The sequence below is a fragment of the Staphylococcus sp. GDY8P45P genome (assembly GCF_017892745.1).
GTDB lineage: Bacteria > Bacillota > Bacilli > Staphylococcales > Staphylococcaceae > Staphylococcus > Staphylococcus cohnii.
In genome coordinates, this window is sequence record NZ_JAESLS010000009.1 from 292,434 (window position 1) to 308,090 (window position 15,657).

The following is a 15,657-nucleotide window of genomic DNA, read 5'->3' on the forward strand; positions in this document are numbered from 1 at the left end:
ATGAAAATTGCTGTATTAACAGATTCAACGAGTTATCTATCTCAAACATTAATTGATAAATATAATATAAATATTGCGCCACTAAGTGTAACTTTTGATAACGGTGAAAATTTTGTAGAAAATGCATCTATTTCAGCAGATGAATTTTATGAAAGAATGAAAACATCTAAAACAATTCCTACGACAAGCCAGCCGGCAATTGGTGAATTTATAACAAAATACGAGCAATTACGCGATGAAGGATATACAGATGTCATAGGCGTTTTCCTATCTTCAGGTATCAGTGGTACTTATCAAACAGCTACACAAGCGGGAGAAATGGTTGAAGGGATTAATGTGCATACATTTGATTCAAAAATTTCAGCGATGGCAATGGGGATTTACGTATTACGTGCAATTGAATTAATTGAACAAAACGATGAACCTCAGGCAATCATTAAAGAGCTTGAAGCAATGCGAGAAGTCACAGGTGCGAGATTGATGGTAGACGATTTGAAAAACTTGCAAAAAAGTGGTCGTATTACTGGTGCTCAAGCGTGGGTTGGTACGATGTTGAAAATGAAACCAGTTTTAAAATTTGAAGATGGTTTAATTTTACCTGATGAAAAAATACGTACTAAAAAACGTGCACTTAAAGAAATTATCAATAAAGTGATTGAAATCGTTAAAGATTATGAAGAGGTTACTTTATTAGTGATAGGTGGAGATGTTCGAGAAGATGCAGACTGGATGTACAATGAATTACAAAACAACTATCCACAATATAAATTATATCGTTCTTATTTAGGTCCTGTAGTCGCAGCTCATTTAGGCTCAGGGGGTATGGGATTAGGTTTCACAGGTAGGTCCGTACGTACAGACTAAATGGCAGATTTGAAAATACTTTTATCATGTGTTAAGTAAAGTAGCGTTTTGCAAGAGATACTTGTTATAAATATAACTGTTCATTCAGTCATTAATACCAACAATAAGATGACAAATGAGTTGTTTAGCGTTTAAATTTCTGTACGATAAATCAATGAATTAATTATTTTATAGCGGGTCTTGAAATTAAAGTAAAGTTTAATTTTTGACTCGCTTTTTAGTTTGGAGGAAATAAACGATTAAATACTATGGAAGAATGATTAATGATAAGTCCTTATTAACTGATGAACGTATAAGACAAACGACGAAAGGTGTTATATTAGATAACGGCTATTGGACGTGTTCGCAATGTCATTCACACCGACCAACGCATTTTTATAAATATCAATCTATGGTATTAAATAAGCCAATCGTCTACTGTAGAAATTGTATCAATATGGGGAGAATGGATAATATTACCGAGGTTTATATCATAGAAAGTCACAATGTAGTGACGCCTTGCCATTATCAATTATCATTCAAATTATCAGAGCAACAGCAATTTGCATCCGACAAAATTGTATCAGCGATTGCAAGCTTCCATTCTCTATTACTTCATGCTGTCACAGGTGCAGGTAAGACTGAGATGATATTTGAAGGAATTAAATATGCGAGGAACCAAGGTTATAATGTCGCAATCGTATCTCCACGGGTTGATGTCGTTTTAGAAGTGAGCATGAGGATTAAAGCAGCATTCCGCGAAGAAGAAATAGATGTATTACATCAATCATCACAGCAACAGTTTAATGGTCATTTTATTATTGCCACAGTTCATCAACTTTATCGTTTCAAACAACATTTTGATGTAATTATTGTAGATGAAGTAGATGCCTTTCCATTACCCACAGAACCAATGTTGATAAAAGCATTACAGCGTGCCTCGAAATTAAAACACTGTCATATATTAATGACTGCTACACCCACAAAATCATTAATTAGACAAATTAGCAATTTAGAAATCATTCAATTACCCGCGCGTTTTCATAGACATCCTTTACCAGTGCCTCAATTTAAATTTCTGAGAATTAATCCCAATAAAAAGCAATATCAATTATTACGATTTTTACAACATCAAGTCAGTCAACAACGATATACGCTCGTCTTTTTTAACGACATTATTTTAATGAAACAATTGTATCAATTATATAAAGATGCCTTACCATCTTTAATATATGTTTACAGTAATGATGTGTTTCGATTTGATAAAGTAAAGCGTTTGAGAGATGGCGAACACGCCATTGTTTTCACCACTACTATTTTAGAAAGAGGCTTTACTATGGCAAAACTCGATGTTGTGATCATAAATAGCCACCAGTTTGAGACGAGCGCCATCATTCAAATATCAGGAAGAGTTGGAAGAAAAGCGGAAGCACCAACAGGAAGCGTATTTTGTATGCATGAAGGTATCACACTGTCTATGCTTCAAGCTCAATATCAGATAAAGAAAATGAATAAACTTGCAAAAAAAAGAGGGTGGATAGACTGACAGCGATATGTTTATATTGTCACACTTATTATTCAGAACCGTTAAATGCATTTACCTTTTATAAAAAAACTTCAAAATTGTGCCATATTTGTAATCATCAATGGGATATAATGAAATTAAATGCGACGAATCGCTGCCCAACATGTATGAAGTTACTTAATGAAACAGAAAAATTATGCTCAGATTGTACCGAATTATCTTTGAAATTTAAATTAATGAATAAATTATATTGTTTTTACCGATACGACGGTATTGTAAAAGAAATGATTCAACAATATAAATTTAAAAGAGATGTTGCAATAGCAGAAATAATTGCAGAAAGAGTTAAATTGCCTCATTACAAATATGATTACATTATCCCCATACCGTCTCCTCTATATAGAGATAGGGAAAGAACATTTAATCCTATACAATCAGTATTAGACTTAAAAAAGGTTAAATATCATTGTCTGCTTGCCACACACTCATGTATAAAACAATCAGAATTAAGTAAACAAAAACGCATGCAACGACCGAATCCTTTTGAAATAACACGATATGTAGATTTAAAAGAAAAAAATATTTTGTTGATAGATGACATATATACTACAGGCTTAACGGTTCATAATGCAGGACAATTGTTATTTGATAGAAAAATCAGAAAATTCGATGTGTTTACGTTTGCACGGTAAGCTATTCGTGGTATTATAGATATAAGCACTATTACCAATATAGAGGTTTTAAAGGAGTCGATTACTATGATCAGATTTGAAATTCACGGAGAGAACCTCACTATTACTGATGCGATTCGCAACTATATTGAGGAGAAAATTGGTAAATTAGAACGTTACTTTAACAATGTGCCAAATGCAACTGCACACGTTAAAGTTAAAACGTACCAAAACTCAGCAACTAAAATAGAAGTAACTATTCCATTGAAAAATGTTACGCTTAGAGCGGAAGAACGTCATGATGATTTATACGCTGGTATTGATTTAATTAATAGCAAATTAGAAAGACAAGTTAGAAAATATAAAACGCGTGTAAACCGTAAAAATAGAAAGAATGACGAACCAGAAGCATTCGCATCATTACCTGAAGAACAAGAGGCAGAAAAACTACAAAATGATGACAATGATAGTGAAATTGAGATTATTCGTTCAAAAAATTTCAGCTTAAAACCTATGGATTCTGAAGAAGCGGTATTGCAAATGGATTTATTAGGCCATGATTTCTTCATTTTTACAGATCGCGAAACAGATGGTACAAGTATTGTCTATAAAAGAAAAGATGGCAAATATGGACTGATTGAAACAACTGAATAATTCAATTGCATTAGTATCATATTTGTAAAAGTAGTAGCGTCCATGATTGAGTGAAATCATGGACGCTCATTTTTTGCTATGTTATTATGTAATAATTTGAAAGTGAACATGTATGTTGTGTATATTTTTATTGAGGCAGTATTTCAATATGTATTCCGAAACATGTAAGTAAAATATAGCGTAGGTAGTACGATAAACGTAATAAGTGTAAATTTAAGCTTATAAATGATATTATAAATTGTTGTAAACGAAGAGTTATAATGAGTTATAAAGCTAAAGGAGCGAACAGAATGGGTTTTTTATCAAAAATTGCAGATGGCAATAAAAGAGAAATAAAACGCCTTGGTAAATTAGCCGACAAAGTCCTCGCATTAGAAGAGGATATGTCGATATTAACTGATGAAGAAATTAAAGAAAAAACGAAAAATTTTCAAGCGCAAGTTCAAGAAGAAGAAGATATTAAAAAGCAAAATAAAATTTTAGATGATATTTTACCAGAAGCATTTGCTTTAGTTAGAGAAGGATCAAAACGTGTGTTTAACATGATTCCTTATAAAGTACAAGTTATGGGTGGTATAGCGATCCACGGCGGCGATATTTCTGAAATGAGAACCGGTGAAGGTAAAACATTGACGGCGACAATGCCAGTTTATTTAAATGCTTTATCAGGACGCGGTGTACATGTTATTACAGTCAATGAATATTTATCTAGCATACAGAGTGAAGAAATGGCTGAATTATACGAATTTCTTGGATTAAGTGTTGGTTTGAACTTAAATAGTAAAACGACCGCAGAGAAAAGAGAAGCTTACGCAAGTGATATCACTTATAGTACCAACAACGAATTAGGATTTGATTACTTACGTGATAACATGGTGAATTATGCGGAAGAACGCGTGATGCGATCACTTAATTTTGCGATTATTGATGAGGTAGACTCAATTTTAATTGATGAGGCACGTACGCCATTGATTATTTCAGGTGAAGCAGAGAAATCAACTTCACTTTATACTCAAGCAAATGTTTTTGCTAAAATGCTTAAAAGCGAAGATGATTATAATTATGATGAAAAAACAAAAGCAGTCCAATTAACCGAGCAGGGTATTGATAAAGCAGAACGCATGTTTAAAATTGATAACCTTTACGATGTGAAAAATGTTGATATTATCAGTCATATCAATACTGCGTTACGTGCACATGTTACTTTACAAAGAGATGTAGATTATATGGTGAATAACGGTGAAGTATTGATTGTTGACCAATTTACAGGACGTACAATGCCTGGACGTCGTTTTTCAGAAGGATTACACCAAGCAATTGAAGCTAAAGAAGGTGTGAAAATTCAAAACGAATCAAAAACGATGGCTTCAATTACATTCCAAAACTATTTTAGAATGTATAATAAATTATCCGGTATGACAGGTACTGCAAAAACAGAAGAAGAAGAGTTTAGAAATATTTACAATATGACAGTTACGCAAATTCCTACCAACAGACCAGTACAACGTATTGATAAACCTGATTTAATTTATATCAGTCAAAAAGGTAAATTTGATGCAGTTGTAGAAGATGTCATTCAAAAGCATAAACAAGGTCAACCAGTCTTGTTGGGGACTGTTGCTGTTGAAACAAGTGAATATATTTCTAATTTATTGAAAAAACACGGTGTACGTCATGATGTTTTAAATGCGAAAAATCACGAACGTGAAGCGGACATTATTGCAAGTGCTGGCCAGCGTGGTGCAGTGACAATTGCTACCAACATGGCCGGTCGTGGTACGGACATCAAATTAGGCGATGGTGTTGAAGAAATAGGCGGCTTAGCAGTAATTGGTACAGAACGTCATGAATCTCGTCGTATAGATGACCAATTACGTGGTCGTTCAGGTCGTCAAGGAGATAAAGGTGATAGCCGTTTCTATTTATCGCTACAAGATGAGTTAATGGTGCGCTTTGGTTCGGAACGTTTACAAAATATGATGAACCGATTGGGCATGGATGATTCAACGCCGATCGAATCTAAAATGGTTTCACGTGCTGTTGAATCAGCTCAAAAACGTGTTGAAGGTAATAACTTTGATGCTCGTAAACGTGTCCTTGAGTATGACGATGTACTGCGTAAGCAGCGTGAAATTATCTATAGTGAACGTAATGATATTATTGACAGCGACGAAAGTGGCGAATTAATCAATGCAATGCTACGCTCTACGTTAGAAAGAAGTATTCATTATTATGTAAATGAAGAAGATGACGAACCTGACTATGAGCCATTCATCAATTATGTAGAAGATGTTTTCTTAAATGAAGGCGAATTAAAAGTTGAAGATATTAATGGAAAAGATAGTGACGATATTTTTGAGGTTGTATGGTCAAAAATAGAAATAGCCTTAAAAGATCAAAAAGAGAAAATAGGTACTCAGTTTGATGAATTTGAGCGTATGATTTTACTCCGTTCCATTGACACGCATTGGACAGACCATATTGATACTATGGATCAACTACGTCAGGGTATTCATCTACGTTCATATGGTCAACAAAATCCATTACGTGACTATCAGAATGAAGGTCACCAATTATTTGATACTATGATGCAAAACATTGAAGAAGATGTGAGTAAATATATTCTCAAATCAGTAATTTCAGTAGAAGATGATGTAGAACGTGATAAAACAACTGATTTTGGTAAAGCTGAGCATGTATCAGCAGAAGATGGAAAAGAAAAAGCGAAAGCAGAGCCTTATGTCAAAGATGAACATATAGGCAGAAATGACCCATGTCCTTGTGGTAGCGGTAAGAAATATAAAAACTGTCATGGCGCTTAAACTTATCTAAATGATAAACGTGTGAGACAGGATTTATTACTTTTTGTATATCAAGCATCTTTTGCAGTTAAATTGTGGCGTTTAACTGTGAAAGATGTTTTTTTAATAATTTAAGGATAGAGGCTAGTGCTTAAGTTGAAATTGGCAGTTTATATTTTGTATCATATGTATGATAGTGTAGTAATTGATATATCAAATATATTTCATTCGTAAAAATTAGGAGAGATGCACAATGGAATTATCTGAAATTAAGCGTAATTTAGATGCTTATAATGAAAAGTTAGAACAACTTAGGGGGTCTCTTTGACTTAGAAGAAAAAGAGACAAACATACAAGAATACGAAGAAATGATGACAGATCCTTCATTTTGGGATGATCAAGATAAAGCTCAAGAAATTATAGATAAGAATAATGCTTTAAAATCGGTTGTTAATGCCTATAGAGATTTAGAAGCAAACATTGAAGATATGGAAACAACACGAGAATTATTGTTAGAAGAAGACGATACATCGATGAAAGATGATTTAGAAGCAAGTGTCGTCCATTTTCAAAACGAGCTAAACCAATTTGAGTTACAATTATTGTTAGATGGGCCTTATGATGCGAATGATGCAATTATTGAATTGCATCCTGGTGCAGGTGGTACAGAATCTCAAGATTGGACAAATATGCTGTTGAGAATGTACCAACGTTACTGTGAACAAAAAGGCTTTAAAGTTGAAATTGCAGACTATTTGCCTGGGGATGAAGCGGGCGTTAAAAGCGTAACAATGATTGTGAAAGGTCATAATGCATATGGCTATTTAAAAGCTGAGAAAGGTGTTCATCGACTTGTACGTATATCACCATTTGACTCATCTGGTCGTCGACATACATCTTTTGCTTCTTGTGATGTCATACCACAGTTTAATAACACTGAAATAGAAGTGGAGATAAATTCTGATGATATTACCGTTGATACATTTAGAGCTTCAGGTGCAGGTGGTCAACATATCAATAAAACAGAATCAGCTATTAGAATTACCCACCATCCAACGGGTATTGTGGTAAATAACCAGAATGAACGTTCACAAATCAAAAACAGAGAAGCTGCAATGAAAACATTGAAGTCTAAACTCTATCAATTAAAAATAGAAGAACAAGAACAAGAAATGGCCGAAATCCGTGGTGAACAAAAAGAAATTGGATGGGGAAGCCAAATTAGATCTTATGTATTCCATCCATATGCGATGGTTAAAGATCACAGAACAAACGAAGAAACAGGTAAAGTAGATGCAGTTATGGATGGTGATTTAGGACCGTTTATTGAAGCGTATTTACGAAATCAAATGAATCTAAATCATTCAGCAAAAGATTAATACTTAAATAGATGTTAATATTATACTAACTTTATGAGTGAGCAGGGAACCAATTTATAAATAATTGTTTTCTAGCTCACTCATATTTTTATAGAGTAATATAGTATGTAAGACGAGCTATTCAATTAAAATGATTGCTTAAATTTTATTAGTAATTTTTAATAAATAGCTTCTTATATGTAAAATACAAATTGAAATATTACAGTTGAATTTAACCGATGTGTTACTATGATTAAAATTATTGTGATAAAAGTAAGAAAGGCTTGATTAAAGGCCAATGAGGCGTTCAGTTAATAATTATCTTTTGCATTACAAAATGATAACAATGCTAAAAGTATTAAGCGGATATGCTATATTATGATTGATTAAATATCGAATAAATTTAGACAGCAAAGGATTGAAACACATAATGAAGAAAGGCTTAACTTTTTCTCTAACTTCTGCAGCACTGTTTTTTGGCGTGAATGGTCTAGCATCAGCTGATCAAGTACATACAGTGAAAGAAGATACTGATTTATCAAATATAGCGCAAGCATTTGCAACAACGACTAATACAATACAATCATTAAATCATATGGAGCTTGTACAGTCGGTTAAATCTGGACAAACGCTAGTACTCCCTGACGAAGATATTGTGGAAGTGAAAGAAGGCGATACACTACAAGGTATTGCGAATAAACATCAAATAAGTTTAAATGAACTTTATCAATTGAATCCGTATATTACAGAGACAATTCATCCTGGGCAGCTCATTGCTGTTTCTGAAAAAGGTTCATCACATTTAAATAACCAATTTCAAAGCACATACACACAAAGTAATTCAGAAAGTTACACACAAAATGACTTAGAAAATAATTCGAATAGTGATCAATTCACAATAGGTGTAACAACTGAAAACAATAATACGTTCACAAAATTAGCGAACCATTCTTTACCAGTAAAGCAGCAATCTTGGTCAAATGATAGTATTGATGAACGCGATACTACATCAAATGTTGACAGTATTCATAACAATGGTTATCAGCCGAAATACTACACAGCTCAAGAGCAGAAACACTACGCATCCGGTGGGCAGAATTATTATGATTGGGGTCAGTGCACATACTACGCTTTTGATAGACGTCAACAATTAGGTAAATCTGTAGGAACGCTTTGGGGCAATGCGAATAACTGGGCTTCAGCTGCACGTCAAAATGGTTATGTTGTTAATTCTACACCTGAAGTAGGCGCTATCTTACAAAGTAATGCTGGAAATTATGGTCATGTAGGCATAGTAGAACGTCAAAATAGTGACGGATCCATTTTGGTTTCGGAAATGAACTGGCAAGGTGTAGGACAAAAATCTTATAGAACCATTCATAATTCGGGACAATATAACTATATTCATTAAAAAGATAAAAACGTATACTTAGAAATTTCACTAGCAATTGTACAAATATATTTAAACTAATAGCCCGAGACATAAATAATGTCTCGGGCTTATTATCATAATGGGCATTGGTGTAGGCATTATATGTCAGAGGTGTCATTTTTTACGTTCAGTACTTTTTCAATAAAATTTGTTATGGGCGCATCATTTTTTGAAATGATGTAAAATGAATAAAACTTGAAAGACAAATAAATAGGTTATATTTTGAAAATAGAACGATTCGATGATATTTAACGGCATTAAAAAGACATTTTACATGTGGAATGATATTATAAAATCAAGTATAATCATTCATTAAATAAATGAGGAGGCGCTATCATGGGAGTACATCAATATTTTAAACGTTTATCAGACTTAGAAAAATTAATACGATTGCCTGGGAAATTTAAATATTTTGAGCATAATGTTGCTGCACATTCCTTTAAAGTGACTAAAATTGCTCAATATTTAGGTACAGTAGAAGAATATCACGGCAATAAAGTAGATTGGAAAAGCTTATACGAAAAAGCCTTAAACCATGATTTCGCCGAAATTTTTACAGGAGATATTAAAACGCCAGTCAAATATGCGAGTGGAGAATTAAAAAAATTATTCTCACAAGTAGAAGAAGAAATGGTAGATCATTTTATAAACGAAGAAATACCAGAACAATATCAATCCATATATCGAGAACGACTGCAAGAAGGAAAAGATGATTCACTAGAAGGTCAAATTTTATCTGTTGCTGATAAAATTGATTTGTTATATGAAACATTTGGTGAAATTCAAAAACGTAATCCTGAGCCACTATTTTTTGAAATATACGAAATGTCATTAGAAACAATTATGCAATTTGACCATTTGAATTCAGTGCAAGATTTTATAGAAAATATTATTCCTGAAATGCTTACAGAGAGATTTATACCAAAATCGGAATTACGAGAAACAACGATGTCTATTTTAAATAATAGGAACGGGTGACATGAATGATCTGGTATATACTAGCATCTTTTTTCCCCTGCATACTTGTCGTATTGTTTAGCGTACTGACAAGAAGTAAATGGGTAGGTACTATTTTAACTTTGATTTTAATAGGAACTTCAATTGAAAAAGGTTTTTTTCATGATGAATGGATTATTTTTATAGATGTTGCTTCATTATTAGCAGGTTACTTAATTATCGATCAATTAGAACTCCATAAAAAAGAAGATGATTAGGTAATAAGTGTTAAGCAACTTAATTGATACAACATGACAAAAAGTATATAATTATTTAACTTCATTTTATCAGAATAAAAATTTATTAACGCAAACAAACATGGTCATGTACTGTGTTTGTTTTTATATAGTGAAACACTAATTTACGAACAAATGTTTGTGTTGAAGGTTATAAATCTGTTAAAATATAAACTGTTAATAACATACGTATGTAAAATATAGTTATATCAACTAAAATAAGTCGCGTGTTAAATGAGATATTTAAATTACGTTCGAGCAGATAGAAATATAATAGGAGGCATGTGTCATTATGGAACACTACCCATTTAAATTACAATCGGATTTTGATCCTAAAGGGGACCAACCAGAAGCGATTCGACAAATTGTAGATGGTGTGAATGCAGGGAAGAGACATCAGACATTACTAGGAGCTACGGGTACTGGGAAGACATTTACAATGAGTAATGTGATTCAACAAGTTGGTAAGCCAACTTTAATTATCGCCCATAATAAAACGTTAGCGGGTCAATTATATAGTGAATTTAAAGAATTCTTTCCTGAGAATAGAGTCGAGTACTTCGTCAGTTACTACGATTATTATCAACCAGAGGCCTATGTACCATCAACTGACACATTTATTGAAAAAGATGCGTCAATTAATGACGAAATTGACCAATTACGTCACTCTGCGACAAGCGCATTATTTGAACGAGATGACGTCATTATCATTGCTAGTGTGAGCTGTATCTATGGTTTAGGTAATCCAGAAGAATATCGTGACTTAGTTGTCAGTGTCCGCGTAGGTATGGAAATGGACAGAAGCGAGTTACTTAAAAAATTAGTAGATGTGCAATACACAAGAAATGATATTGATTTTAGACGTGGTACATTTCGTGTTAGAGGCGATGTTGTAGAAATCTTCCCAGCTTCTCGTGAAGAAATGTGCATTCGTGTTGAATTTTTCGGGGATGAAATTGATAGAATACGTGAAGTTAATTATTTAACTGGAGAAGTGTTGAGAGAGCGCGATCACTTTGCAATTTTCCCAGCTTCCCACTTCGTTACCCGAGAAGAAAAAATGAAATCTGCCATCCAACGTATTGAAAATGAACTTGAAGAACGTTTGTCAGAGTTGCGTTCCGAGAATAAATTGCTTGAAGCTCAACGCCTAGAACAAAGAACAAATTATGATTTGGAAATGATGAGAGAGATGGGATTTTGTTCAGGTATCGAAAACTATTCTGTACATTTGACACTAAGACCTATGGGTTCAACACCTTATACATTGCTCGACTATTTTGGAGATGATTGGCTTGTGATGATTGATGAGTCACATGTGACATTACCACAAGTCAGAGGTATGTATAACGGCGACCGTGCGCGTAAGCAAGTACTTGTTGATCATGGTTTTAGGTTACCAAGTGCTTTAGACAATAGACCGTTAAAATTTGAAGAATTTGAAGAAAAAACGAAACAACTTGTATATGTGTCTGCAACACCAGGACCTTATGAATTAGAACATACAGATGAAATGGTGGAACAAATTATTCGCCCAACAGGATTATTAGATCCTAAGATAGAAGTTAGACCGACAGAAAATCAAATTGATGACTTGCTTAGTGAAATACAAGAACGTATTAATCGAAATGAACGTGTATTAGTAACAACATTGACTAAAAAGATGAGTGAAGACTTGACCACGTATTTGAAAGAAGCAGGCATTAATGTGAATTATTTACATTCAGAAATTAAAACTTTAGAACGTATTGAAATTATTCGAGATTTACGTGTGGGTACCTATGATGTGATTGTTGGTATTAACTTGTTAAGAGAGGGTATTGATATACCAGAAGTATCTCTTGTTGTCATATTAGATGCAGATAAAGAAGGCTTCTTACGCTCGCAAAGATCACTTGTCCAAACAGTAGGTCGTGCAGCGCGTAATAGTGGCGGTGAAGTTATTATGTATGGAGATAAAATTACAGATTCAATGCGTTACGCACTAGATGAAACAGAGCGTCGTAGATCGATTCAACAAGCATATAATGAAAAATATAATATTACGCCTACCACAATTAATAAAAAAATTCATGATGTTATCAGTGCTACTGTTGAAACAGATGAAACAAACGAAGCGCAACGTACGGAAGTACCTAAAAAAATGACGAAAAAAGAGCGTGAAAAAACCATTAGTAATATAGAAAAAGAAATGAAACAAGCAGCTAAAGATTTAGACTTTGAAAAAGCAACTGAACTCAGAGATATGTTGTTTGAATTAAAAGCAGAAGGGTGACGAAAATGAAGCAACCATCCATTGTAGTTAAAGGGGCACGTGCCCACAATTTAAAAGATGTTGATATTGAAATACCTAAAAATGAACTTATAGTAATGACGGGGTTATCTGGCTCAGGCAAATCTTCATTAGCTTTTGATACGATTTATGCAGAAGGGCAACGTAGATATGTAGAATCATTAAGTGCTTATGCAAGACAGTTTTTAGGACAAATGGATAAGCCAGATGTTGATACTATTGAAGGTTTGTCTCCTGCGATTTCAATAGACCAAAAAACAACGAGTAAAAATCCAAGATCTACGGTTGCCACTGTTACTGAAATATATGATTATATTCGTCTATTATATGCACGTATTGGAAAGCCATATTGCCCAAATCATGGTATAGAAATTGAATCTCAAACTGTACAACAAATGGTCGATCAAGTTTTACAACTTGAAGAACGCAGTAAGATTCAATTATTGGCACCTGTTGTTAATCATAGAAAAGGCGCGCATGAAAAGTTAATTGATGACATTAGTAAAAAAGGATACGTACGTGTGCGCGTTGATGGCGAAATTACGGATGTAAATGAAGTGCCAAATTTAGATAAAAATAAGAACCACACGATAGAAGTTGTTGTAGACCGCCTTGTAATCAAAGAAGGTATTGAAACACGTCTAGCCGATTCTATAGAAACGGCGTTACAATTAGCTGAAGGTAATTTAATCGTAGATATCATTGGTGACGATGAACTAAAATTTTCTGAAAATCATGCTTGTCCTATTTGTGGATTTTCAATCGGAGAATTAGAACCACGCATGTTTAGTTTTAACAGCCCATTTGGAGCTTGTCCAACTTGTGATGGTTTAGGACAAAAACTAATGGTAGATTTAGACTTAGTTGTTCCTGATAAGGAGAAATCATTGAATGAAGGTGCAATTGTTGCTTGGGAATCTTCAAGTTCAGACTTTTATCCAACATTATTAAATCGTGTCTGTGAAGTATATAAAATAAATATGGATAAACCATTCAAAAAATTAACAGAACGCCAAAAAGATATTATTCTTTATGGTTCCAAAGATAAAGAAATTGAATTTACATTCAAACAGCGCAACGGCCAAACAAGAAAACGTACGATGGCGTTTGAAGGTGTTATAAATAATATCAATAGACGTTATCATGATTCACCGTCAGAACTCGTAAGAGAAATGATGAGTAAATACATGACAGAACTTACTTGTGAAACATGTCATGGCAAACGTTTAAGTCGCGAAGCTTTGTCTGTGTATGTGGACGGGAAAAATATCGGTGAAGTGGTAGAACACTCTATTAAAGATGCACTGTATAACTATGAACATATCACATTATCAGAGCAAGACAGAAAAATTGCTAATCAAATTTTAAAAGAGATTAATTCTAGATTAGAATTTTTATATAATGTAGGATTAGAGTATTTAACACTAAATCGTGCTTCTGGTTCTTTGTCAGGTGGTGAGGCGCAACGTATACGTTTAGCAACTCAGATTGGTTCAAGACTATCTGGTGTATTATATGTTTTAGATGAGCCTTCTATAGGATTACATCAGCGTGATAATGATCGGTTAATTAGCACATTAAAAGAAATGCGAGATTTAGGTAACACTTTAATCGTTGTTGAACATGACGATGATACGATGCGTGCTGCAGATTATTTAGTAGATGTAGGACCAGGTGCTGGTGACCACGGCGGTGAAATTGTTGCTAGTGGTACGCCAAAACAAGTTATGGCAAATACAAAGTCTTTAACTGGTCAATATTTGAGTGGTAAGAAGAAAATTCAGGTGCCAGAATCACGTCGTGAAGTTACGGATAGAAAGATTAGTGTCAAAGGCGCACGCAGTAATAATTTGAAAGATGTTAATGTAGACTTTCCACTTTCAACGATGAACGTTGTTACGGGTGTGTCTGGTTCCGGTAAGAGTACATTAGTCAATGAAGTACTTTATAAATCATTAGCTAAAAAGATAAATAAATCTAAAGTTAAACCAGGTGATTATGATGAAATTAACGGTATAGATCAACTTGATCGTATTATCGATATTGATCAATCGCCAATTGGTAGGACACCACGTTCTAATCCGGCAACGTATACGGGTGTTTTTGATAACATACGAGATATCTTTGCTCAAACAAACGAAGCAAAAGTCAGAGGTTATTCTAAAGGTCGCTTTAGTTTTAATGTTAAAGGTGGTCGCTGTGAAGCATGTAAAGGTGACGGTATCATTAAAATAGAAATGCACTTTTTACCGGATGTCTATGTACCTTGTGAAGTTTGTGGCGGCTCGAGATATAACCGTGAAACACTAGAAGTAACATACAAAGGTAAAAACATTGCGGACGTCTTGGCTATGACTGCCGAAGAAGCAACAAACTTTTTTGAAAATGTCCCTAAAATACATCGAAAATTGAAAACTTTAGTAGATGTTGGTTTAGGTTATGTTACTTTAGGACAACCGGCTACGACATTATCTGGTGGTGAAGCACAACGTGTTAAACTTGCTTCAGAATTGCATAAACGCTCTACTGGCCGTTCAATATATATATTAGATGAGCCAACAACTGGTTTGCATGTTGATGATATTAGCCGATTATTAAAAGTGTTAAATAAATTGGTTGATAACGGTGACACAGTTGTCATCATTGAACACAATTTAGACGTTATTAAAATGGCTGATTATATTATTGATTTAGGTCCAGAAGGCGGTGACGGTGGTGGTACCATCGTTGCGACAGGTACACCAGAGGATATTGCAAAAGTGAAAGGAAGCTACACTGGACAATATTTAAAACCAGTATTAGAAAGAGATACAGTTCAAGCATAATAGTTTATTGATCAACCTCTGTA

Annotated in this window: 11 protein-coding genes; all 11 read left to right on the plus strand. The window is 33.9% G+C overall.

What is annotated here, in order from left to right:
• The 11 genes from fakB1 (at position 1) to uvrA (ending at position 15,634) form a co-directional block, all read left to right on the plus strand.
• On the plus strand, positions 1-864 hold the full coding sequence (gene fakB1 / locus KA873_RS11240) for a fatty acid kinase binding subunit FakB1 (protein ID WP_107383668.1): 864 nt from the start codon (positions 1-3) through the stop codon (positions 862-864).
• 256 nt (positions 865-1,120) lie between these two features.
• A complete protein-coding gene (locus KA873_RS11245) occupies positions 1,121-2,389 on the plus strand; it encodes a DEAD/DEAH box helicase family protein (RefSeq protein WP_210140404.1) in 1,269 nt (422 codons plus the stop codon).
• 215 nt (positions 2,390-2,604) lie between these two features.
• Positions 2,605-3,060: a ComF family protein gene (locus tag KA873_RS11250; RefSeq protein WP_245335995.1), complete on the plus strand. Its 456-nt coding sequence runs from the start codon at positions 2,605-2,607 to the stop codon at positions 3,058-3,060.
• A gap of 66 nt (positions 3,061-3,126) precedes the next feature.
• Positions 3,127-3,693, plus strand: a complete 567-nt coding sequence (gene hpf / locus KA873_RS11255; protein ID WP_019469495.1) for a ribosome hibernation-promoting factor, HPF/YfiA family — start codon at positions 3,127-3,129, stop codon at positions 3,691-3,693.
• Between the two features lie 290 nt (positions 3,694-3,983).
• Positions 3,984-6,515 carry a preprotein translocase subunit SecA gene (gene secA, locus KA873_RS11260; protein ID WP_107383670.1) on the plus strand — a complete coding sequence of 844 codons (2,532 nt, stop codon included), beginning with the start codon at positions 3,984-3,986 and terminating at the stop codon, positions 6,513-6,515.
• 232 nt (positions 6,516-6,747) lie between these two features.
• Positions 6,748-7,873, plus strand: a protein-coding gene (prfB, locus tag KA873_RS11265; RefSeq protein ID WP_107504631.1) for a peptide chain release factor 2 whose coding sequence is annotated in 2 segments (ribosomal slippage) — positions 6,748-6,819 and positions 6,821-7,873 — 1,125 coding nt in all. Because the reading frame shifts where the segments join, the coding sequence is not laid out codon by codon here.
• A 409-nt stretch (positions 7,874-8,282) separates the two neighbouring features.
• Positions 8,283-9,263 (plus strand): COG3942 and LysM peptidoglycan-binding domain-containing protein, encoded by a 981-nt coding sequence (locus KA873_RS11270; protein WP_107386212.1) that lies wholly within the window; start codon positions 8,283-8,285, stop codon positions 9,261-9,263.
• A gap of 357 nt (positions 9,264-9,620) precedes the next feature.
• Positions 9,621-10,262 (plus strand): YfbR-like 5'-deoxynucleotidase, encoded by a 642-nt coding sequence (locus KA873_RS11275; protein ID WP_019469491.1) that lies wholly within the window; start codon positions 9,621-9,623, stop codon positions 10,260-10,262.
• A gap of 5 nt (positions 10,263-10,267) precedes the next feature.
• Positions 10,268-10,498, plus strand: a complete 231-nt coding sequence (locus KA873_RS11280) for a CsbA family protein (protein WP_019469490.1) — start codon at positions 10,268-10,270, stop codon at positions 10,496-10,498.
• 307 nt (positions 10,499-10,805) lie between these two features.
• On the plus strand, positions 10,806-12,791 hold the full coding sequence (gene uvrB / locus KA873_RS11285) for an excinuclease ABC subunit UvrB (RefSeq protein WP_181187461.1): 1,986 nt from the start codon (positions 10,806-10,808) through the stop codon (positions 12,789-12,791).
• A gap of 5 nt (positions 12,792-12,796) precedes the next feature.
• Positions 12,797-15,634, plus strand: a complete 2,838-nt coding sequence (gene uvrA, locus KA873_RS11290) for an excinuclease ABC subunit UvrA (protein ID WP_107383674.1) — start codon at positions 12,797-12,799, stop codon at positions 15,632-15,634.
• Positions 15,635-15,657: the final 23 nt, after the last annotated feature.

Coding starts and splice junctions, on each gene's coding strand:
- fakB1 (WP_107383668.1), top strand. CDS start 1: ATGAAAATTGCTGTATTAACAGATTCAACGAGTTATCTATCTCAAACA.
- KA873_RS11245 (WP_210140404.1), top strand. CDS start 1,121: ATGATTAATGATAAGTCCTTATTAACTGATGAACGTATAAGACAAACG.
- KA873_RS11250 (WP_245335995.1), top strand. CDS start 2,605: ATGAATAAATTATATTGTTTTTACCGATACGACGGTATTGTAAAAGAA.
- hpf (WP_019469495.1), top strand. CDS start 3,127: ATGATCAGATTTGAAATTCACGGAGAGAACCTCACTATTACTGATGCG.
- secA (WP_107383670.1), top strand. CDS start 3,984: ATGGGTTTTTTATCAAAAATTGCAGATGGCAATAAAAGAGAAATAAAA.
- KA873_RS11270 (WP_107386212.1), top strand. CDS start 8,283: ATGAAGAAAGGCTTAACTTTTTCTCTAACTTCTGCAGCACTGTTTTTT.
- KA873_RS11275 (WP_019469491.1), top strand. CDS start 9,621: ATGGGAGTACATCAATATTTTAAACGTTTATCAGACTTAGAAAAATTA.
- KA873_RS11280 (WP_019469490.1), top strand. CDS start 10,268: ATGATCTGGTATATACTAGCATCTTTTTTCCCCTGCATACTTGTCGTA.
- uvrA (WP_107383674.1), top strand. CDS start 12,797: ATGAAGCAACCATCCATTGTAGTTAAAGGGGCACGTGCCCACAATTTA.